The organism is Pseudocitrobacter sp. 2023LY-00077, assembly GCF_055796175.1.
In genome coordinates, this window is record NZ_JBSPEI010000024.1 from 17,037 (window position 1) to 36,743 (window position 19,707).

At 53.9% G+C, this 19,707-nt stretch carries 21 protein-coding genes; 6 read left to right on the top strand and 15 right to left on the bottom strand.

Annotation, left to right across the window (positions count from 1 at the left end; genetic code table 11):
* Nucleotides 1–8 precede the first annotated feature (8 nt).
* The 7 genes from cuyB to puuD form a co-directional block, all read right to left on the bottom strand.
* Nucleotides 9–725 (bottom strand): cysteate racemase, encoded by a 717-nt coding sequence (cuyB, locus tag ACWWFX_RS22610; RefSeq protein WP_276220288.1) that lies wholly within the window; start codon nucleotides 723–725, stop codon nucleotides 9–11.
* Nucleotides 722–1,735 (bottom strand): D-cysteate sulfo-lyase, encoded by a 1,014-nt coding sequence (gene cuyA, locus ACWWFX_RS22615; protein ID WP_473224840.1) that lies wholly within the window; start codon nucleotides 1,733–1,735, stop codon nucleotides 722–724. Before cuyA ends, cuyB begins: the two co-directional genes overlap by 4 nt.
* Nucleotides 1,736–1,966: 231 nt before the next feature.
* Nucleotides 1,967–3,232 carry a 4-aminobutyrate transaminase gene (gene puuE / locus ACWWFX_RS22620; protein ID WP_473224841.1) on the bottom strand — a complete coding sequence of 422 codons (1,266 nt, stop codon included), beginning with the start codon at nucleotides 3,230–3,232 and terminating at the stop codon, nucleotides 1,967–1,969.
* A gap of 37 nt (nucleotides 3,233–3,269) precedes the next feature.
* Complete coding sequence (gene puuB / locus ACWWFX_RS22625) at nucleotides 3,270–4,550, bottom strand: gamma-glutamylputrescine oxidase (RefSeq protein WP_473224842.1); 1,281 nt, start codon at nucleotides 4,548–4,550, stop codon at nucleotides 3,270–3,272.
* Nucleotide 4,551: 1 nt separating this feature from the next.
* Nucleotides 4,552–6,039: an aldehyde dehydrogenase PuuC gene (gene puuC / locus ACWWFX_RS22630; protein ID WP_473224843.1), complete on the bottom strand. Its 1,488-nt coding sequence runs from the start codon at nucleotides 6,037–6,039 to the stop codon at nucleotides 4,552–4,554.
* Nucleotides 6,040–6,203: 164 nt separating this feature from the next.
* The gene (gene puuR / locus ACWWFX_RS22635) at nucleotides 6,204–6,761 is read right to left on the bottom strand and encodes an HTH-type transcriptional regulator PuuR (protein WP_015964977.1); all 558 of its coding nucleotides are present in this window, start codon (nucleotides 6,759–6,761) and stop codon (nucleotides 6,204–6,206) included.
* 25 nt (nucleotides 6,762–6,786) lie between these two features.
* Nucleotides 6,787–7,551, bottom strand: a complete 765-nt coding sequence (puuD, locus tag ACWWFX_RS22640) for a gamma-glutamyl-gamma-aminobutyrate hydrolase (RefSeq protein ID WP_015964978.1) — start codon at nucleotides 7,549–7,551, stop codon at nucleotides 6,787–6,789.
* 212 nt (nucleotides 7,552–7,763) lie between these two features.
* Between puuD and puuA the strand changes: the two genes are divergently transcribed.
* The 3 genes from puuA (at nucleotide 7,764) to puuP (ending at nucleotide 10,872) form a co-directional block, all read left to right on the top strand.
* A complete protein-coding gene (gene puuA, locus ACWWFX_RS22645) occupies nucleotides 7,764–9,182 on the top strand; it encodes a glutamate-putrescine ligase (protein ID WP_149461619.1) in 1,419 nt (472 codons plus the stop codon).
* Between the two features lie 150 nt (nucleotides 9,183–9,332).
* Entirely contained in the window at nucleotides 9,333–9,497 is a 165-nt protein-coding gene (locus ACWWFX_RS22650; protein ID WP_473224850.1) for a YmjE family protein, read from the top strand.
* Nucleotides 9,487–10,872: a putrescine/proton symporter PuuP gene (puuP, locus tag ACWWFX_RS22655; RefSeq protein WP_473224844.1), complete on the top strand. Its 1,386-nt coding sequence runs from the start codon at nucleotides 9,487–9,489 to the stop codon at nucleotides 10,870–10,872. The genes ACWWFX_RS22650 and puuP overlap by 11 nt, the downstream gene beginning before the upstream one ends.
* A gap of 90 nt (nucleotides 10,873–10,962) precedes the next feature.
* Here the strand turns inward: puuP and ACWWFX_RS22660 are convergent, their stop codons facing one another.
* Together ACWWFX_RS22660 and ACWWFX_RS22665 are read right to left on the bottom strand one after the other, a co-directional pair.
* The gene (locus ACWWFX_RS22660) at nucleotides 10,963–11,601 is read right to left on the bottom strand and encodes an ECs1377 family protein (RefSeq protein ID WP_456145253.1); all 639 of its coding nucleotides are present in this window, start codon (nucleotides 11,599–11,601) and stop codon (nucleotides 10,963–10,965) included.
* 77 nt (nucleotides 11,602–11,678) lie between these two features.
* Nucleotides 11,679–12,419, bottom strand: coding sequence for a pirin family protein (locus ACWWFX_RS22665; protein ID WP_473224845.1), 741 nt, complete (start codon nucleotides 12,417–12,419; stop codon nucleotides 11,679–11,681).
* A gap of 91 nt (nucleotides 12,420–12,510) precedes the next feature.
* Here ACWWFX_RS22665 and ACWWFX_RS22670 point away from each other — a divergent pair, with 91 nt between their 5' ends.
* Together ACWWFX_RS22670 and ACWWFX_RS22675 are read left to right on the top strand one after the other, a co-directional pair.
* The gene (locus tag ACWWFX_RS22670; RefSeq protein WP_473224846.1) at nucleotides 12,511–13,404 is read left to right on the top strand and encodes a LysR family transcriptional regulator; all 894 of its coding nucleotides are present in this window, start codon (nucleotides 12,511–12,513) and stop codon (nucleotides 13,402–13,404) included.
* 47 nt (nucleotides 13,405–13,451) lie between these two features.
* Nucleotides 13,452–13,697, top strand: coding sequence for a YmjA family protein (locus tag ACWWFX_RS22675; RefSeq protein WP_015964984.1), 246 nt, complete (start codon nucleotides 13,452–13,454; stop codon nucleotides 13,695–13,697).
* A 66-nt stretch (nucleotides 13,698–13,763) separates the two neighbouring features.
* Here the strand turns inward: ACWWFX_RS22675 and brnQ are convergent, their stop codons facing one another.
* The 5 genes from brnQ to ACWWFX_RS22700 form a co-directional block, all read right to left on the bottom strand.
* Nucleotides 13,764–14,927: a branched-chain amino acid transport system II carrier protein gene (gene brnQ, locus ACWWFX_RS22680; RefSeq protein ID WP_473224847.1), complete on the bottom strand. Its 1,164-nt coding sequence runs from the start codon at nucleotides 14,925–14,927 to the stop codon at nucleotides 13,764–13,766.
* Between the two features lie 145 nt (nucleotides 14,928–15,072).
* The gene (locus tag ACWWFX_RS22685; RefSeq protein WP_473224852.1) at nucleotides 15,073–15,879 is read right to left on the bottom strand and encodes a PhzF family phenazine biosynthesis protein; all 807 of its coding nucleotides are present in this window, start codon (nucleotides 15,877–15,879) and stop codon (nucleotides 15,073–15,075) included.
* Entirely contained in the window at nucleotides 15,866–16,507 is a 642-nt protein-coding gene (locus ACWWFX_RS22690; RefSeq protein WP_276220298.1) for a helix-turn-helix transcriptional regulator, read from the bottom strand. The genes ACWWFX_RS22685 and ACWWFX_RS22690 overlap by 14 nt, the downstream gene beginning before the upstream one ends.
* Nucleotides 16,492–16,869: a RidA family protein gene (locus ACWWFX_RS22695; RefSeq protein ID WP_473224848.1), complete on the bottom strand. Its 378-nt coding sequence runs from the start codon at nucleotides 16,867–16,869 to the stop codon at nucleotides 16,492–16,494. Before ACWWFX_RS22695 ends, ACWWFX_RS22690 begins: the two co-directional genes overlap by 16 nt.
* Before the next feature lie 112 nt (nucleotides 16,870–16,981).
* Nucleotides 16,982–17,680, bottom strand: coding sequence for an RluA family pseudouridine synthase (locus ACWWFX_RS22700; RefSeq protein ID WP_473224849.1), 699 nt, complete (start codon nucleotides 17,678–17,680; stop codon nucleotides 16,982–16,984).
* 214 nt (nucleotides 17,681–17,894) lie between these two features.
* Between ACWWFX_RS22700 and ACWWFX_RS22705 the strand changes: the two genes are divergently transcribed.
* On the top strand, nucleotides 17,895–18,377 hold the full coding sequence (locus ACWWFX_RS22705) for a glutathione peroxidase (RefSeq protein ID WP_276220301.1): 483 nt from the start codon (nucleotides 17,895–17,897) through the stop codon (nucleotides 18,375–18,377).
* A gap of 150 nt (nucleotides 18,378–18,527) precedes the next feature.
* On the opposite strand, the gene ACWWFX_RS22710 is transcribed toward ACWWFX_RS22705, so the two are convergent.
* On the bottom strand, nucleotides 18,528–19,442 hold the full coding sequence (locus ACWWFX_RS22710; protein ID WP_276220302.1) for a DMT family transporter: 915 nt from the start codon (nucleotides 19,440–19,442) through the stop codon (nucleotides 18,528–18,530).
* Nucleotides 19,443–19,707: the final 265 nt, after the last annotated feature.

A 19,707-nucleotide genomic window follows, 5' to 3' on the forward strand; every position in this document is an offset into this window, starting at 1 on the left:
GAAATCATTTAAATAATGTGATCATTACGCCGTGATAACCAAAGGCTTGCGCACTGCTTCGCCAGCGCCTCGGCAGGATCAATTGCCTCGTTAAGGAAGGGCGAAGAAACAGCCGCTAACGCCACAGGGACTTCAGTACAGGCCAGCACCAGTTTCTCAGCACCACGTTCACGCAGCGCCCGCGCCTGCAACGTCAGCAACTCGCCTCCCTGCTGCAAATCGCCGCGTTTCACCGCATAGCAACCCGGAACAAACCAGCGCGCAATTTCATCCTGGGTCGGGAGCAGGCTTTGCGTGCCAATGGTCGCGAATCGTTGTTGAAACCAACCTGCATCCAGCGTTCCCTGTGTTGCGATGAGTCCCACTTTTTTCGGCTTATCCTCTATCACCTCAAGTGTGGCATCCGCGATATGCAGCATCAGCGCCTGACTTTCTTGTTTTAACGCGTCGTACCAGTGATGCGCGGTGTTACAGGCGATAACAATATGGCTAACACCCAACCGGTTAAGCTGCTTTACACCGTGCAGCAGTTGCGGAAGCGGCGACGGCCCTTCTCCGGCCAGCGCACGCTGACGATCGGCAATTTGCGGCACATTCCACACCACATGAGGAATTTGCTGCTGATCGTTACTGGCAGGCGTAGCGCGCAGAAGCTTATGCATAAAATCGACGGTGGCTAATGGACCCATCCCACCCAGCACACCTAATAAAAAGGGGCGGCTCATGGGGCGAGCGAGTCGGTGATCACCTGGCGATAGCCAAACAGGCCCGCGGAACCGCCGGTGTGGATGAAGACCACATTTTCACCCTTACGGAAAGCGCCTTCACGAATCAGACCAATCAGCCCGGCGAATCCCTTTCCGGAATAAACCGGGTCGAGCAAAATGCCTTCATGCTGTGCCAACAGTTGCAGAGCTTCCAGCATGGATGACGTCGGCAGGCCATACCCTTCACCAACATAGTCACTGTTAGCCTTGACGCTTTCGCGAGGCAGCCCGCCCTCGACACCCAACAGTTCCAGCGTTTGCTGGGCCAGGCGCCAGACGTTTTGCTCCTGTTTCTCACGCGGCGCACGCACGCTAATACCGAGTAACGGAATACCGCTGTTGGAGGCGTGAAGACCAGCGACTAATCCTGCCTGCGTACCCGCACTTCCCGTGGCATGAACGATATGGTCGATTCTCAGGCGTTGCTGGCTGGACTGCCACAGCAGCTCCTGTGCGCAGGCTACATAGCCCAAAGCGCCGACAGGATTCGAGCCGCCCCCGGGGATCACATACGGTTTGAATCCCTGCGAACGTAGCGTTTCTGCGTGATGCTCCATCGCCTGCTGCATATCGGTTCCGGCTGGCAGGTGCGCAATAATTTCGCCGCCCAACAGACCATCAAGCAAAATATTGCCAGAGTGCTGGTAGTCATCGCCGAGTGTGGTCACGCGCTGCTCAAGGAAAATATGTGTTTTGAGGCCAAGTTTTGCCGCTGCGGCTACAGTCTGTCGCACATGATTCGATTGGGTTGCACCCTGAGTGATAATAACGTCGGCCTGTTTTTCCTGCGCATCGCCAAGTAAAAACTCAAGTTTGCGGGTTTTATTTCCCCCTGTCGCAAGGCCGGTACAATCGTCGCGCTTGATCCAAATATTCGGACCGCCGAGCAATTGAGAGAGCTGGGTTAACGGTTCTAATGGCGTGGGGAAATGACCGAACGAGAGCCGGGGAAATCGAGCGAGATGCATAAATATAACTCCTGTAAAATAGTCGCTAAACGCTTATCACGCGAATTAGCAAGAACACAGGAATGACTATATTGAACAATGAAGAACGGGCTAACCAAGTTTTTCGGCTATCGATATGAGCAGGCAGCATAAGAGAAAGGACGAAGAGCGTTATTCTGAAAAATAGTTAATTTAAATTATTATTACTGTATTTATAGCAGGCTGCACAATTGCAGCCCGCTGTTATTGCAATTAATCTCTCAGCGCATCCTGCAAAATTTTCATTGCCGCATCGAACTGCGCATCCGGGATGGTCAGCGGATACAGGAAACGAATCACGTTGCCGTACGCGCCGCAGGTCAGTAGTAGCAGCCCCTGCGCCAGCGCGCGTTGCTGAATTTTCTGTGCAATGGCGGCTGACGGTTCGCCCGTTTGCGGGTCGTTAAACTCAGCCGCAATCATCGACCCCAGACCGCGTACCGCCGCGATGGCCGGAACGGTTTCTTTGGCATCAATCAGCGTTTGCGTCAGGCGCTGGCCCAGGTGATTCGCGCGTTCGCAAAGGGATTCTTTGTCGATAATGTTGAGCACCGCATGCGCGGCAGCCACCGCCAGCGGGTTCCCGGCGTAGGTGCCGCCAAGCCCACCCGGCGCGGGCGCGTCCATAATGTTGGCATTACCGACCACGCCCGAAAGCGGCATCCCGCCCGCCAGGCTTTTCGCCATCGTCATTAAATCCGGCTTATCGCCGTAGTGATCCATGGCAAACAGTTTACCGGTACGCGCAAAACCGCTTTGTACTTCATCGGCAATCATCACAATACCGTGCTCGTCGCACAGACGGCGAATCGCAGAAACCAGCTCTTTTGGCGCCACGTTAAAACCGCCCTCGCCCTGCACCGGTTCGAAAATAATGGCGGCAACCTGCTTCGCTTCGATGTCTGATTTAAACAAACGCTCGATGGCATCGAGGGAATCTTGCGTCGAAATACCCTGTAAATCAGACGGATACGGCACGTGATACACCGAACCGGGGAACGGACCAAAGCCGATTTTGTACGGCGCGACTTTTCCGGTCAGCGCCATGGTCATATACGTACGACCGTGGAAGCCGCCGCTAAACGCAATCACGCCAGGGCGTCCGGTATGGGCGCGGGCGATTTTCACCGCATTTTCCACCGCTTCCGCACCGGTGGTGAAGAACGCGGTTTTAGCCTGCCCGCTCACCGGGGCAAGGGCGTTAATTTTCTCCGCCAGCGTGACGTAGCTTTCGTATGGCACAATCTGGTACGCCGTGTGGGTAAACTGTTGCAGTTGCTGCTCCACCGCCGCCACCAGTTCAGGGTGACGATGACCGGTATTCAGCACCGCAATGCCTGCGGCGAAATCGATGTACTCGTTGCCCTCAACATCCTTCAGCGTGGCGTTTTCAGCCGACTGGGCGAAGAAGTTACACATCACGCCAACCCCGCGCGGGGTGGCAGAAAGACGACGCTGATGGAATTCATTGTTGCTCATGTTTCACACCTTTTGACTCTTCACGGTTAATCGGAAATTAAACGCCCAGACGATCGCGCAGGCTGTAATAAGCCGCGCCCATCGCGGTAAACGGCACGCGAAGCGTACGCCCGCCGGGGAACGGATAATGCGGCAGATTGGCGAAGGCGTCGAAACGCTCGGCGTCACCGCGCAGCAGTTCGGCAATCAAGCGCCCTGCAAGATGGGTACAGGTCACGCCGTGGCCGCTGTAGCCCTGCATGTAATAGATGTTGGTATCAAGGCGACCAAACTGCGGCATGCGTGACAAGGTCAGCAGGAAGTTGCCCGTCCAGCGGTAGTCGATTTTCACGCCCTTCAGCTGCGGGAAAGTTTTCAGCAGTTTCGGCACCACAAGGCGCTCAACGTCATCCGGGTCGCGCGCGCCGTAGACCACGCCGCCGCCGTACAGCAGGCGGTTGTCGGCGGTAAGACGGTAGTAATCAAGCAGATAGTTACAGTCTTCAACGCAGTAGTTTTTCGGGATCAGCGAACGGGCTAACTCATCGGAAAGCCGTTCGGTAGTGATCACCTGCGTGCCGCACGGCATACTGCGTTTCGCCAGTTCCGGCTCCACTTTATCGCCCAGGTACGCATTCCCGGCGACAATCACATACTTCGCCGTCACCTGGCCTTTGGCAGTGCGCACCACGGCGGGCGTAGTGTGCTGGATCTGCGTCACCGCAGAAAGCTCATACACACGCCCGCCGTTGAGACGAATGGCATCGGCTTCACCAATGGCAAGGTTCAGGGGGTGAATATGCCCGCCACTGTGATCCAGCAGCGCGCCGGTATAGCGATCGCTGGCGACTTCACGACGAATGGCGTTGGCATCCAGCAGCTCCAGCTGTTTATTGCCATAGCGTTCCCAGTTCTCTTTCTGCTCTTCCAGAGTCGCGAGCTGTTTATCATTCATCGCCACAAACAGGCCGCCGGGGCGGTAGTCGCAGTCAATCTGATAACGTTTGATACGTTCGCGGATGATCTCACCACCTTCGAACATCATGCTGCCGAGCATACGGGCGGTGTCCATGCCGTAGCTTTTTTCGATCACGTCGATGTCGCGGCTGTAGGAGTTCACAAGCTGCCCGCCGTTGCGTCCGCTGGCGCCGAAGCCGATGCGTGAGGCTTCGAGAACCACCACGTCAAAGCCCGCTTCTGCCAGATGCAGCGCGGAGGAAAGCCCGGTATAACCGCCGCCAACCACGCAAACATCACAGATGATTGACTCATTCAGCGTGTCGAAAGGCGCATATTTATTCGCACTGGCGGCGTAATAACTACTGGTATGTTCGGTCATTTCAGGCCTCCAGGCTTATCCAGATGGTTTTCAGTTCGGTGAATTTTTCAAGGGCATGCAGGGATTTGTCGCGACCGTTGCCGCTCTGCTTATAGCCGCCAAACGGCACGGTCATATCGCCGTCGTTGTAGTTATTGACGAAGACGGAACCGGCTTTCAGGCGGCGGCTCATGCGGTGCGCGCGGGAGAGGTCGCGCGTCCACACCGCCGCGCCGAGCCCGTACTGGCTGTCGTTGGCAAGCTGTAGCGCCTGGTCTTCTGATGTGAAACGCGTAACCACCAGCACCGGGCCGAAAATCTCTTCGCGACTTAAGGACGCATTCGGGTCTACATCCACAAAGATGGTCGGGCCGATGGCCGCAGCCAGTTCGGCATTACGACCATCCAGCAGCAGTTGCCCTTTACCCTCGCCTTCCCGAATAAAGCTATGCACCGAGTCGGCGTGAGCGCAGTCGATTAAGGTGCCCATGGTGGTCGCGGGATCAAGCGGATGGCCCGGCTGCCAGTTTTGCGCCTGCTGTTTTAACAGGGCTAAGAATTCATCGGCGATGCTCTCTTCCAGCAACAAACGCGTTCCGGCGATGCATACCTGGCCCTGGTTGTAGAAGATACCTGCGGCTGTCGCGCTCGCCGCTTTTTGCAGATCCGGGCAGTCGGCGAAAACGATGTTGGCGCTTTTGCCGCCCGCTTCCAGCCAGACGCGTTTCATGTTGCTGTCGCCCGCATCTTTCAGCAGCTGTTTCCCGGTACGGGTCGATCCGGTAAAGGCGATAACATCGATATCGTTATGACGCGACAGCGCCTGCCCCGCTTCATGACCAAACCCAGCCACCACATTCAGCACGCCATCCGGCAGACCCGCTTCTTTCGCCAGCCCGGCGAGACGAATCGCGCTAAGCGGTGATTTTTCAGACGGTTTCAGGACAACGCTGTTCCCCGCCGCCAGCGCCGGGCCGAGTTTCCAGCAGGTCAACAACAGCGGAAAGTTCCACGGTACAATGGCGGCAATTACGCCGACCGGTTCACGCACGATCATCGCCAGGTCATGGCTACTGGTGGTCGCCACTTCGCCATACACTTTGTCGATCGCTTCGGCGTACCAGCGAATGGCGCGCGCCGCGCCGGGAATATCATCACGCAGGCTGTGACGAATCGGTTTGCCGGTGTCGAGAGTTTCCAGCAGCGCCAGCTCTTCGGCGTTGGCTTCCATTAAATCGGCGAGTTTATTCAGCACCGCTTTACGTTTTGCCGGGGCAGCCTGCGACCAGTCACCGCGTTCAAATACGCTGCGCGCCGCACTCACCGCACGGTCAATATCGGCACTCTTGCCGCGCGCAATATTCGCCAGCGGTGCCTGAGTGACGGGGTCAAACGTTTCAAAGGTTTCATTTTCCGCCGCAGCGGAATATTCACCGTTAATAAATAAGCGGGTTTCAATGGCGAGACTTAACGCTTTATCCTGCCAGTAAGCCAGATGATGAAAATTCATTATGACTCCTGTTTCACGTCTATCAGATATATGCAGTTTGTGAACGTCAGGGCGCAGAGATCCCCGGGCGATGAGCCCGTTTATTTCCGGCGACATTCTTTATAGATTGCCTTTATAGCTAGCCGGGTGGCGTTTCGCTTACCCGGCCTATAAAAACAAAAAGATTAAAACGTGGTGGGCGTATGGGCGCTGATAATTCGGCAAATGCCTGCCGACGTATTACTGAAACTGTGCGGAATGCCGGTATTAATGGCATAACTTTGCCCCGCGACGAGGTGATAATCCTGGCCATTAATGGTCAGAACAATTTCACCTTCCAGTACAGTGCCTATTTCCTCACCCTGATGCTTAATTCTCTCCCCGGTCGTGGTACCCGGCTGGTACGTTTCAAAGATCATCGCCAGCGTGCGATTCGGGTTCCCGTTATGCACCAGCTTCATCGACACACCCTGACTGCCCATTTCAATTAAGTCGTCCTGATTAATAACGACCTGCGGTTCATCAGGTTTTTCCGGCTCGGAAAAGAATTCCGAGAGTGACAGACCATACACCTTCAGCAGCTTTTGCAGCGTACTGATAGCTGGGCTGACTTTATCCTGCTCTATCGTACTGATAGCGCTGTGAGTCAGCCCGGAGAGTTCGGCGGCACGACGTTGTGAAAGTCCCTGCTGCTGGCGGATTTCCGACAAGCGTTTACCCGGTGCCAGTCCGTCATCACTCATATTTGCATTTCCTTAACTGTAGGGGTCAGAGTCGCTGTTTTTCAGCGATATGGTTCTGACAAGCGGTGATAAAGCCCTCAAACAATATACGCGAAAGCGCATACTCGCTACTGTTCCATTCCGGGTGCCACTGCACGCCCAGCGCGAAGGGGTGATTATTGACGCTCACCGCCTCCACCAGCCCATCCGGTGAACGGGCCTCGACGCGCAATCGCGGGCTCACAACCTTCGCCCCTTGCCCGTGCAGGGAGTTTACCCAAAAGTTGCTACAGTCAGGTAACAATGCGGACAATAATCCGCCCTCTTCAACCTGCACTTCGTGGGATGGCGCATACTGCTGTTCGACCGGCAATTCAGGATCTTCCCGATGCTCCAGCAGTTCCGACTGCTCGCACAGCTTGCGATGCAAAGAACCCCCGGTTGCCACCACCATTTCCTGTAACCCCCGGCAGATGGCGAAAATGGGGATGCGCCTTTCGAGTGCGGCATTGATCAACGCCATGCTCAGAAGATCACGCCCGGGATCGGCGTCAGGCTCATCGCCGTTTTCACCATATAGGTGCGGCTGCACATTGCTGGGGCTTCCTGGCAGATAAATGCCATCGAGTTTCGGCAGTAGTTCTGCGAGCAACTCAGGCTCCGCCAGCGCATGTGGCAGCGCAATCGGCAAACCGCCCGCGTGAATAATGGCATTCAGGTACTTTTCTTGCAGGGTCTGGGTCTCATGACCCTTAAGCCTGTTCCTGCACATCACGATACCGATAACCGGCTTGTACATTATATTTTCCATGATCGATCTCACAAAGTGGACTAAATTATCGCCATTACTGCGGTTAAAATGACCTTTCTGTTCAATATTTTTTCAATCTAGCAGTGGATTTTCGGTTTTGCAAACTTAATTTAACATTTGACAAACATTTAGTTTGCATACAAATTCGAAGAGTGGTCATTATATTTTACGCTTTCATAGCGAGCGGAAAACAAAACCAAAGGCGAAGAATCATGGAAACCAATATCGTTGAAGTAGAGAACTTTGTTCAGCAGTCAGAAGAGAGGCGGGGTAGCGCCTTTACGCAGGAAGTGAAACGCTACCTGGAGCGCTACCCGAATACGCAATATGTTGATGTACTGCTTACCGACCTGAATGGTTGCTTCCGCGGAAAACGCGTCCCTGTCTCCAGCCTGAAGAAGCTGGAGAAAGGGTGTTACTTCCCGGCCTCCGTCTTTGCGATGGATATTCTCGGTAACGTAGTAGAAGAAGCGGGCCTGGGTCAGGATATGGGCGAGCCGGATCGTACCTGCGTGCCGGTACTCGGTTCCTTAACCCCTTCCGCCGCCGACCCGGAATATATTGGTCAGATGCTCCTGACCATGGTCGATGAAGATGGCGCTCCCTTTGACGTTGAGCCGCGGAACGTACTCAACCGCCTGTGGCAGCAGCTTCGCCAGCGCGGGCTGTTCCCGGTCGTAGCGGTAGAGCTGGAGTTCTATTTACTGGATCGCAAACGCGACGCCGAAGGATATCTGCAACCCCCCTGCGCGCCCGGCACCGATGACCGCAACACCCAAAGCCAGGTTTACTCGGTTGATAACCTCAACCACTTCGCCGACGTGCTCAATGATATTGATGAACTGGCACAGTTACAGTTGATTCCCGCTGATGGCGCGGTCGCCGAAGCCTCGCCGGGCCAGTTTGAAATCAACCTGTATCACACCGATAACGTGCTGGATGCCTGCGATGATGCATTAGCCCTTAAACGCCTGGTGCGTCTGATGGCGGAAAAGCATAAGATGCACGCCACTTTTATGGCGAAGCCGTATGAAGAACACGCGGGCAGCGGGATGCACATCCATATCAGCATGCAAAATAACCGTGGTGAGAACGTGCTTTCTGACGCGGACGGCGAAGATTCGCCGCTGCTGAAAAAGATGCTTGCCGGAATGATTGACCTGATGCCGTCGTCAATGGCGCTGCTGGCGCCGAACGTGAACTCGTATCGCCGCTTCCAGCCGGGGATGTATGTGCCGACGCAGGCGTCGTGGGGCCATAACAACCGCACCGTCGCTCTGCGCATTCCGTGCGGCGATCGTCATAACCACCGCGTGGAATACCGCGTGGCGGGGGCCGATGCCAACCCGTATCTGGTGATGGCGGCGATTTTCGCCGGTATTCTGCACGGCCTCGATAACGAACTGCCGTTGCAGGAAGAAGTGGAAGGCAACGGGCTGGAGCAGGAAGGCTTACCCTTCCCGATTCGTCAGAGCGATGCGCTGTGGGAGTTTATGCAAAACGACGACCTGCGCCACTATCTGGGCGAGCGTTTCTGCCATGTGTATCACGCCTGTAAGAATGATGAGCTGTTGCAGTTTGAGCGCCTCATCACAGAAACCGAAATTGAGTGGATGTTGAAAAACGCGTAGTGACCCCTTGCGGGGTATGTATCACCGGCCTGAGCGGAGCCTGGCCTGACATTTGCTGGTAATCCAGACATTTCCCGTATGTCGCGTTATGGAACGCAGGCGGCAACGGGCTTCCGTTAACGATACAGACTGTGACGAGGAAATGAGATGATGCCGATGATGAAATACCCGCATGGCGAGGGAGGCTGCGTTTGCACCCTCCCCACGACCGAGTGTACCCCGCCCCCCTTGCTTCCCCTGCTAAACAGGTTTGATTTCAGGTCTACGCGACCGCAAACCCGATTACGCAGCGGAGGCACGCATCATGGCCTTTAATTCCTCACTGGATATCGCCGCACAACCCGGCAAAACCAAACTGCGTAAGTCGCTGAAGCTGTGGCAGGTGGTGATGATGGGGCTTGCCTATCTCACGCCGATGACCGTGTTCGATACCTTTGGCATTGTGTCCGGCATCAGCGACGGCCACGTTCCGGCGTCCTATTTACTGGCGCTGGCGGGTGTGCTGTTTACCGCTGTCAGTTACGGTAAGCTGGTTCGCCAGTTCCCGGAGGCGGGCTCGGCCTATACCTACGCGCAAAAATCAATTAACCCGCACGTTGGTTTTATGGTCGGCTGGTCATCGCTGCTGGATTATCTCTTTTTGCCGATGATCAACGTGCTGTTGGCGAAGATCTACCTCTCTGCCCTCTTCCCGGAAGTGCCACCGTGGGTGTGGGTGGTGACGTTCGTCGCCATTTTAACTGCCGCGAACCTGAAGAGCGTCAACCTGGTGGCTAACTTCAATACCCTGTTTGTGCTGGTGCAAATCTCCATCATGGTGGTGTTTATCTTCCTGGTGGTTCAGGGGCTGCATAAAGGTGAAGGGGTCGGCACGGTCTGGTCGTTACAGCCGTTTATCAGCGAGAACGCACATCTGATCCCGATTATTACCGGGGCGACGATCGTCTGCTTCTCGTTTCTCGGTTTTGATGCCGTGACCACGCTTTCAGAGGAGACGCCGGATGCCGCGCGGGTTATTCCGAAAGCGATTTTTCTGACGGCGGTGTACGGCGGCATTATCTTTATCGCAGCGTCGTTCTTTATGCAGCTGTTCTTCCCGGATATCAGCCGCTTTAAAGACCCGGATGCCGCACTGCCGGAGATCGCGCTGTACGTCGGCGGCAAGCTGTTCCAGTCGATTTTCCTCTGCACCACGTTTGTGAACACGTTAGCGTCTGGCCTGGCGTCACATGCCAGCGTGTCGCGTCTGCTGTATGTAATGGGGCGCGACAATGTGTTTCCGGAGCGCGTGTTTGGCTATGTACACCCAAAATGGCGCACCCCGGCGCTGAACGTCATTATGGTCGGAATTGTCGCATTGTCGGCGCTGTTCTTCGATTTAGTCACCGCCACGGCGCTGATTAATTTCGGTGCGCTGGTGGCGTTTACCTTCGTGAATTTGTCGGTGTTCAACCACTTCTGGCGTCGTAAAGGAATGAATAAAAGCTGGAAAGAGCACTTCCACTATTTACTGATGCCGCTGGTTGGAGCGCTGACGGTGGGTGTCCTGTGGGTTAACCTCGAAGCCACGTCGCTGACGTTAGGGCTGGTGTGGGCGGCGCTGGGTGGCGCGTATCTGTGGTATCTGGTACGTCGTTATCGCAAAGTGCCGTTGTATGAGGGTGACAGAACGCCGGTGAGCGAGACGTAATTGTTGGATGGCGCTGCGCTTATCCAACCTACGATTCATCACCAATTGTAGGCCCGATAAGCGTAGCGCCATCGGGCAAAAAGCGGCGCACTACGCGCCGCTTTTAACCTGCTGATAATACGGCACTCGCCGTGTGGTGCCGGTCAGGTTATCAAACACATCCACCTCTGCGGTGCTGATTTTCATCCCCGTTCTCCGCAGCTTCTGCACATCCGCCGCGATACGTTGAATGCCAAACCAAAAAAGCCCATCCAGCGCGGTAACCTGCAAATCATTTTCCAGCGCCAGCTTCAAACGCTCGCGTGGCTGTTTAATCTGTTTGGCAATTTCCTGATACGGCGAGGCGGTTGAAAGCGTGCCATCCATTCGCCGGATACGGTTGGATAAGCGGTATTGATATTCATCGGGAATGGCGTCCAGGCTGGCTTTCAGGCTGTAAACACAGCCGAAACGTTTACCGTTAAAGAGGACATTTTTCTGACTGAGCTGAAGTTCATCACGTACGGCGGCGATCAGCTGTGGCGCGCGGATTAACAACAGACGAAAAGGCAATTCGAAGCTGGTGACGTAGTCAACGTTCAGCAGCGCAATGCGTAAACGCTCCTGCGCGCCCGCGCCGGACTGACGGCACTCTTCAATCACTTCCGCCCACTGTTGGGCGAGCCTCGGCGACTCGCCCGCTTCGGTGAAGCTGTACTTTTCAATCTGATAATCGATTCTTCCGGCCACAGCGCGTTCCTTCCTTTGCGATCAGCAGGTTACTTTAGCAAGTGTCCGGAAAAATCGACAGCGTCATGCGTTAAAAATCAGGCGTGGGACTCAGGCATTTCGATAATAATAAAATGGCTCTGTTCTTTAGCGGCACTGAATTTCAGGGTCGCCGGCCCGGTAATTTCCAGGGTATCTTTTTTACCTAACGAAGCGAAACCTTTCACATTCACTTCACCTTCGAAGTTATTGATATAGGCCTGGCGTCCGGCCTGCAGTTGATACTCAACTTCCGCCGTCGGGTTGGTCAGTTCGCTAACGTACATGTTCACATCCTGATTGAGCATCAGCGGCGCATCGTCATTTTTCAGGCTACCGACAATATGCAGGAGCTTGTTTTCACGCTCTTCCGCCTGATATTTACTCTGGTTATAACGCACCTCCAGCCCCTGCTTCGGCGGCAGGATCCAGATTTGCAGGAAGCGGCACCACTCATCATGTTTGTTCAGCTCAGAGTGCCAGACGCCATTCCCGGCGGTAATCGCCTGCACATGCCCGCGCCCCAGCGTCTCTTCCGTTTGTGTTGCGCTGTCCCAGTGGGTCAGTTGGCCATCAATCACATAGCTGACAATTTCCATATTTTGATGCGGGTGGCGACCAAAACCGTTATGCGGTTTCACATTGTCATCATTCACCACACGTAATACGCCATAATTCATGTTGTCAGGATCGTAATAATTGGCGAAGGAAAAATGGAAGTAGGTATCGGCCGGGTGATAATCACTTGCTGGCAGATAATGCAGGGATTCGCCTTTTTTTACGCGGTATTGGGTTGTCATTGTTTCTCTCCGGTGTTCATATAATGCGGACAGATTAATCACCCTTCTCCCCAGGATAAATGGGGCTACACACAATTCACCGTTACGAAAAATGAAAGAATACGATCTCCTGTCCCTGGGCAGCTTTGTCGCCGTAATCGAAACAGGCAGTTTTTATAATGCTGCCGTACAGCTTGAAACCAGCAGCGCCTCCATCAGCCGCCGCGTCTCTTCGCTGGAACAGAGTCTGGGCGTGCGCCTGCTCAACCGCACCACGCGACACCTGGAACTCACTACCGCCGGTGAGCAGTTTTACAAGGATGTGAAAGGAATCCTTGAATCGCTGGAACAGGCGGAAGAGCGGCTGAACTGCTTTCAGGAGACGCTGAGCGGCGTGATTCGCCTATCGGCGCCGTTAACCTTTGGCGTGAAAAAACTGGCGCCGCTGCTGCCGGTGTTTATGGCGAAATATCCGCAAATCACCGTGCAGCTACAGCTGGAAGACCGACTGTCGGATCTGGTGGGAGAAGGCCTGGATTTGGCTTTACGCATCAGTGCATTGAATGATTCGTCGCTGGTTTGCGCTCATCTGGCAGACCTTCCACGGCTGTTTTGCGCCTCGCCGGCGTATCTTGCGCGAAAAGGTGTCCCGGCATCACCGGCTGACCTTGCCGGGCACAGCTGTCTGCGCTATTCGCTGCTCTCCGCGCGAGATGAGTGGGGATTTACCGAAGGCAAAGAGCTGCCTGAGATGAATACTCCGCTTATCACCGATAACGGCGACGTGCTGCGGGAAGCGGCAATCCAGGGGATGGGCATCGCCATGCTGCCCTGGTTTATCGTCGAAGATGCCCTGCATGCGGGCACGCTGGTGCCGGTAATGCAGGATCATGCGCCGTCTGCGCTACCCCTTTCGCTCATTCGCCCCACTCGCCACTATACGCCTGTACGCGTCACCACCTTTATGGCGTGGCTGCGCGAAGTGTTGTGTACGTCAATTGAGTGATACTATTCCGGTCAGACACACGCGAAACGTTAACCCCGAGGCTTTTTATGAACAACGATATCCCATTGAAGTATTACGATATTGCCGATGAATACGCGACGGAATGCGCAGAGCCGGTCGCCGAGTCTGAACGCACACCGCTGGCGCACTATTTTCAGCTGCTGCTGACCCGCCTGATGAATAACGAAGAGATTAGCGAAGAGGCGCAGAAAGAGATGGCCGATGAAGCGGGTATCAACGCCGCGCGAATTGATGAGATTGCTGAGTTCCTGAATCAGTGGGGAAATGAGTAATTCCCTACCCGTGTTTATGATGCGGGAAATGCCCGGTAGCGGCGCTTACCGGGCCAGTGAAGCCAGTCAAATAAACGCGCTGACCACCCCCACAATAAGCGCGATAAAGAATAACCCCCGGTATAACATCGTCGGAATGGCGAGCCATTTTCTGACAATCCCCAACGCCACCACCACCAGCGCCGCCGGATAAATCGCACTGAGCACCGGAACCGCCAGCATCGTCAGCGAATCCAGCCCCAGTATGGCAATCATCGCTGAAAGCACCAGCGATAACATCACCAGCAGGCCATAAGAGATGCCGGTTACCTGATGAAAATAACGCGCGGTGCCGGTCGTTAAACCAATCGCCGTCACCAGACATGCCAGCGTAATAATTGCCGCCAACAACGCGCGACCATATACGCCAAAGACGGTCTCCACATAGGCGCTCATAATTTGCATCCCGTTACTGGCGGAATGCTCCAGCGTATGCGCGCCCATAGAAATATAACAGACGTAAATAAGCACCAGCCCGGCGGCGGCAATCAGCGCCGCGCGACTGGAATAACGCAGAATACCTTTGGCATTCACGATGCCGCGCTGATAAAGCGTGTGCGTGATGATCGCCCCAAAGCATAACGCGCTAATGACATCCAGCGTCTGATAGCCATTGATGAACCCGGTACCAAACGGATGCGTATCAAACGCGTCAACCGCAGAGGTCAGCGCGCCGGTAGGGTAAATCCAGGCCGTAACGCCGATGAAAATCAGTGCGCCAATTTTCACCGGCGAGAGGAAGAAGCCGACAATTTCCAGCAGCTTGCCCGATTTTGCCAGCACCGCGCCTGCCAGGGCGAAGAACGCAAAAGAGAATACCGTTTTTTGCGTCAACGTACTCTGCGCACCGTTGGTGATCGCTTCATAGCTAATGGTGGCCGTACGCGGTGTTCCAAATAAAACGCCGAGCGTCAGGAAACAGACACTGATAAAAGCAATACTCACGGCCCGCCCCAATGGGCGCGTCAGTTCGTTAATATCCCCTCTATTGATCGCCAGAGAAATAATGGCCAGCGCAGGAAACAGCACGGCAGTAATAATAAAACCGGCTCCCGCGGTGACAGAATTCGCGCCCGCCTGCATACCCACCAGCGGCGGGAAAATAATATTCCCGGCTCCCAAAAATAACGCAAGGGTCATCCCGCCTAACGCGAGCGTATCCGCGAAGGAGAGGTGTTTCGTATCCGACATGAAAGAAACTCTTAAAAGAGAGTGGCGACGTGATGCGCCACCCGAGATCAGAACTGGCTCAAACTTCCCCAGACATAGGCAACGTACAAAAGCACAATGATGGCCGTGCCAAGCGCGACCACATAGCGAGGCTCTTTATGCTTCATCACAGGCTGAAGGTTCCTTCAATCATCATGCGTGCCGCGCCGTAAAGTTCGACGCGTCCATCGTCGCGCACGACACAGCGCAGCGTGCCTTTACGTGCCCCACCCTGCTGGGCAGATAACGTATTTTTGCCCAAGCGCTCCGCCCAGAACGGCGCGAGGAAGGTATGCGCGGAGCCCGTCACTGGGTCTTCATTAACGCCAACCTGCGGGCCAAACCAGCGCGAGACAAAATCAAACTCATCGTCGGCGGCGGTGACGATCACGCCGCGCGTGTCAAATAGATTGAGCGCGTTAAAGTCTGGCGACAGGCCGTCAATCATCGTTTTGTCATCGACCAGCACGATTAAATCAGCCGCTTTCCAGACGCCAACGACGCCGTGGGTAATACCGAGCGCTTCCAGTAATCCTGCCGGGATATCAATGGCTTGTGCCTTTTGCGCCGGGAAATCCATACAGTATTCATCACCGTGCCGGGAGACGCTAAGCTCGCCGCTGCGTGTCTGGAAGCGAATCGTTTTACCGGAATAGCCCAGCTTATTAAACAGCACCCAGGACGCGGCGAGCGTGGCATGACCACAAAGATCCACTTCTACCGCAGGCGTACACCAGCGCAGATGATAGCCATCGTCCGTCGGCACAAAAAACGCCGTTTCCGACAGGTTATTTTCACGGGCAATGGCCTGTAGCGTGTCGTCGCTCAACCATTCCTTCAGCGGACACACGCCCGCCGGGTTACCGCCGAAGGGTTCGGCGGTAAATGCATCAACCTGATAAAATGGGATTTTGTGTGTATTATTGTTTTTCATCATTTTTTTCCAGATAGTTATAGATGGTGTAACGCGAAACGCCCAGCGCATGCGCGATATGCCCCACGCTGCCTTTAACCTTAAAGAAGCCCATTTTTTGCAATTCCGCGACCACGCGTTTGCGAAACTGAATTTTGTTTTCTGACCCCGTCTGGCGAAACCTGGCAATGACTTCATCAAAGGACTGCGCGGGAATTTTGTCGCTCATATCCTCTGCTTCCTGCTCTGCCACTGTCGGCAACAACGAGTCCAGCGTGCGCTTCAGGCTATTCACAACATCCAGATCCACATTGATGCAAAAAGCGACCAACGGAACGCCATCCTCGCTGTAGTAAATCGTCGAAGCGCTATTCAGCACTTTGCCTGAGGAGGTGGTGGTTTTGTAATTATTGAACACGCGGGAAGGCACACGCTGAGCCGGCTCCAGCAGCCCCAAAAAGCCCACATCATCATTGGGCCCGGAGAGCAAAGGATCGCCCGGCTCTCGGCCACTCACATGACCATTGACGATGCTGATAACAGAGCACTCAGGCTGTGTCAGATCGTGTAAGACGGCTTCCGTATTCGCCGCAAGCGTGGTGCGCATGGCATCCATTGACGCCATCAGAATATTCAGGAGGTTAGACATGGTTCAATCGCCTGTACTTCAATTTCAACATCCAGCCCAAATGCGAGGCGGCTGGTCACAACAGAACGCGCAGGGAATCCGTCCGGGAAATGGCTGCGATATGCGGCATTAAATTCGGCAAAATGCGCCATATCGCTGAGCCACACCTGTACGCGCGCAATATCGTTTAACGTCGCCCCCGCGAGTGCCAGCGTCTGTTCAATGGAATCCATAATACGCAGGGTTTGTTCGGAGACCGAACCCGGTAAAGGCTCACCGTTTGGCGTCATGGAGACCTGGCCCGAAAGGAAGAGAAAACCGTTGGCTTTCACCATATCCGAGAACGGAAACGGCTTGCTGGAGGGGAATCGTTGAAGCGTCATAATGCAATGCCCATAGCTGATGTATGGGCACATCATAGCATCGCGATTTAAAAATTAAACACTTTTATAAAAATAAACAAATGTTGAATTTATACATCCCCCTCTGCCCGGCCTAGAACGTGCTGGGGTTGCAGGCATGGGTTGGCTTCTGGCTAATGGGGTGAATAAAGTGCAATTTACTCGCATGGAGCATTAATCGGGACACCGTTTCCGTGCCCGGCAGAAGCTGTCCGCCATAAAGATCGCAGCCTAAAATGGGATACCCCAAATGCTGGCAATGAATACGTAACTGATGGGTACGCCCGGTCTCCGGGATAAGCTCGACGCGGGTCACGGGTAGCGCCGCGCCCTCTCCCGGCGTGTGATAAATACGCTCAAGCACCCGATATCGAGAACGTGCGGGCTTGCCCTCGCAGGCGTTGATCGACATCAGAGGAAACAGCGCGGGATCTTTGGCAATAGCAGCATCAATCACGCCCTCGTCATCTTGCAGATGCCCGCAAAGCAGCGCCGTGTAAACCTTACTCACCGTACGCTGGCTGAACTGCTGACACAGTGCCGCATTGATAGCTTTGTTGCGTGCCACGAGCATTAATCCGGAAGTGCCGAAATCGAGACGATGGACCAGCGTACAACCCGGAAACTGCTGCACCAGACGGTAATGCACCGAATCTCTATTTTGCGGTTTTTTGCCTGAGAGACTGAGCAGACCGGAGGGTTTGTTGATCAGAAGCAGATGTTCATCCTGATAGAGAATCTCTACATCGTCATGGCATGGAGGAGCAATAAAAGTGTCGATAAGGGTAGACATGACGCGGCCTGGCATGGAAATGGGTGGAGATGATAGCGGAATTTAAGGTGAGGAGCGAATGCCTGTGGCTGTTTGGGTGGGATGACGTAACCACGCGCCCTGAACTGATGAACGGTGGACGATGTTTTTAGACTCTGTAAAAATGATTCACACACTTGCGCCATACTAAATAGCCATGTCTATGCCAGACGGGTTCTGCGCTGAGGATATCAAGATGCCCGATTTTCACCAACTCACCGCCACCAGTCTGCAGGGGCAAAACATCGCAATGGCCGACTACCTCGGTCAACTGGTCCTGGTTGTGAATACTGCCAGCCATTGTGGCTTCACGCCACAATACGCAGGCCTTGAAGCACTTTATAAGAAATATGCCGCTCAGGGTTTCGTTGTGCTGGGTTTCCCCTGCAACCAGTTCGGTAAACAGGAACCCGGCAATGCCGATGACATCGCGCAGACCTGTCACATTAATTACGGCGTAAGCTTCCCGATGTTCGAAAAAGTGGACGTCAACGGCAGCGCTGCACATCCGATATTCCGTTACCTGAAAGCTGAATTACCCGGTGTTCTCGGCGGACGAATCAAGTGGAACTTCACGAAATTCCTGATAGGGCGCGATGGCAAGCCAATTAAGCGTTTTGCGCCTTTCACCACGCCAGAGAAAATGGAGGATGCGATCGTTGCTGCGCTTAAGATCTGAGGTCGTCGGTAGCGTTTCATACATCGAGTTAGAACTCGCTCTGTACGTGAGAGGTTAAGTTGGCTGCTTGCTGATTGCGGATAGTGAGGAATTTGGGAATGTCCGCTTCGTGCCAGAAGCGGAAGTGACTTTTGTCACAGTGCGTTTTGTTTATGACACGATAGCGTTGAATGCTCTTTTCGCTGATTTGCCTGAGCAAAGTGCAATACCGCAGATAATCAGTAGCGCGCTAACCAGATGATATAAATGTAATGGTTCACTGAGAAACATCACGCTGAATAAACCACCGCTCAACGGGATGAAATGGGAAAACACTTCTCCACGCGTCGCGCCAATCGACTGAATACCTTTATTCCACAACAAATACGAGAGCCACGACGGAAAAATAATCAGGTACAGCAGACCAATAACCAAACCGCTGTGACTAAATTCGGCAAGCGGCGGAATGCCATTTTTTGCCATAGAGAATATCAATATTGGAAGGAGCACTACAGCACCTATCGTCGCGCTAACTGTCACAAACGCATTCCCCCCTACTTCACGAGGTTTAAGGCGTAGAAATGCGCAATATACCGCCCAACTTGCTGCCGAGCCCATCGTCCACAGATCGCCACGATTGAGATGCTTTAGGGTATCCAGGTGCCATAAATCCCCCTGCATCACCAACCAGACCACACCGAAAGAACTGATAATAACCCCAGCGATATTCTGAGCTGTTATTTTTTCTTTGAAAATGGTTTTATTGATCAATAAAACCAATGCCGGAGTCGTAGACAAATAAATGGCAGCATTAAGCGACGAGGTATATTGCAAACCAACGTACAGGGTTAGAGGAAATAATACCTGCCCAAACAAAGCCAGGAAAGTGATTATGTGAAAAGAACGCTGCATAGCGTTCCATTGCCCACGAATCTGCCTGTGATAGAGCGCTGCCAGCAACACAGCAGTGAATATCCAGCGAGCTGAGGATAATAAAATAGGGTCTACAAGAGTGACTAACAGATGTCCTACAACATAATTCCCGCCCCAAAAACACGCGGCGAGAGTAAGCAATAAATAAGGCATAACCACACTCTCAATAATACAATTTTGTTCCCGGAACAATACCTCGAAGGAAATGGAGATGCTAATATAAAGTTTTGCTCAGATGGTATCGTTTTAAACTATGAAGTTTACCCTACGGCAACTTGAATTTTACATTGCTTTAGGGAAGGTGCGAACAAGTCCCTGATATGAGATCATGTTTGTCATCTGGAGCCATGGAACAGGGTTCATCATGAGTCATCAACTTACCTTCGCCGACAGTGAATTCAGCAGTAAGCGCCGTCAG

Excerpts from the sequence above, each read along its gene's own strand:
- cuyB (WP_276220288.1), bottom strand. The coding sequence starts at position 725 with ATGAGCCGCCCCTTTTTATTAGGTGTGCTGGGTGGGATGGGTCCATTA.
- cuyA (WP_473224840.1), bottom strand. The coding sequence starts at position 1,735 with ATGCATCTCGCTCGATTTCCCCGGCTCTCGTTCGGTCATTTCCCCACG.
- puuE (WP_473224841.1), bottom strand. The coding sequence starts at position 3,232 with ATGAGCAACAATGAATTCCATCAGCGTCGTCTTTCTGCCACCCCGCGC.
- puuB (WP_473224842.1), bottom strand. The coding sequence starts at position 4,550 with ATGACCGAACATACCAGTAGTTATTACGCCGCCAGTGCGAATAAATAT.
- puuC (WP_473224843.1), bottom strand. The coding sequence starts at position 6,039 with ATGAATTTTCATCATCTGGCTTACTGGCAGGATAAAGCGTTAAGTCTC.
- puuR (WP_015964977.1), bottom strand. The coding sequence starts at position 6,761 with ATGAGTGATGACGGACTGGCACCGGGTAAACGCTTGTCGGAAATCCGC.
- puuD (WP_015964978.1), bottom strand. The coding sequence starts at position 7,551 with ATGGAAAATATAATGTACAAGCCGGTTATCGGTATCGTGATGTGCAGG.
- puuA (WP_149461619.1), top strand. The coding sequence starts at position 7,764 with ATGGAAACCAATATCGTTGAAGTAGAGAACTTTGTTCAGCAGTCAGAA.
- ACWWFX_RS22650 (WP_473224850.1), top strand. The coding sequence starts at position 9,333 with ATGCCGATGATGAAATACCCGCATGGCGAGGGAGGCTGCGTTTGCACC.
- puuP (WP_473224844.1), top strand. The coding sequence starts at position 9,487 with ATGGCCTTTAATTCCTCACTGGATATCGCCGCACAACCCGGCAAAACC.
- ACWWFX_RS22665 (WP_473224845.1), bottom strand. The coding sequence starts at position 12,419 with ATGACAACCCAATACCGCGTAAAAAAAGGCGAATCCCTGCATTATCTG.
- ACWWFX_RS22670 (WP_473224846.1), top strand. The coding sequence starts at position 12,511 with ATGAAAGAATACGATCTCCTGTCCCTGGGCAGCTTTGTCGCCGTAATC.
- ACWWFX_RS22675 (WP_015964984.1), top strand. The coding sequence starts at position 13,452 with ATGAACAACGATATCCCATTGAAGTATTACGATATTGCCGATGAATAC.
- brnQ (WP_473224847.1), bottom strand. The coding sequence starts at position 14,927 with ATGTCGGATACGAAACACCTCTCCTTCGCGGATACGCTCGCGTTAGGC.
- ACWWFX_RS22685 (WP_473224852.1), bottom strand. The coding sequence starts at position 15,879 with ATGAAAAACAATAATACACACAAAATCCCATTTTATCAGGTTGATGCA.
- ACWWFX_RS22690 (WP_276220298.1), bottom strand. The coding sequence starts at position 16,507 with ATGTCTAACCTCCTGAATATTCTGATGGCGTCAATGGATGCCATGCGC.
- ACWWFX_RS22695 (WP_473224848.1), bottom strand. The coding sequence starts at position 16,869 with ATGACGCTTCAACGATTCCCCTCCAGCAAGCCGTTTCCGTTCTCGGAT.
- ACWWFX_RS22700 (WP_473224849.1), bottom strand. The coding sequence starts at position 17,680 with ATGTCTACCCTTATCGACACTTTTATTGCTCCTCCATGCCATGACGAT.
- ACWWFX_RS22705 (WP_276220301.1), top strand. The coding sequence starts at position 17,895 with ATGCCCGATTTTCACCAACTCACCGCCACCAGTCTGCAGGGGCAAAAC.
- ACWWFX_RS22710 (WP_276220302.1), bottom strand. The coding sequence starts at position 19,442 with ATGCCTTATTTATTGCTTACTCTCGCCGCGTGTTTTTGGGGCGGGAAT.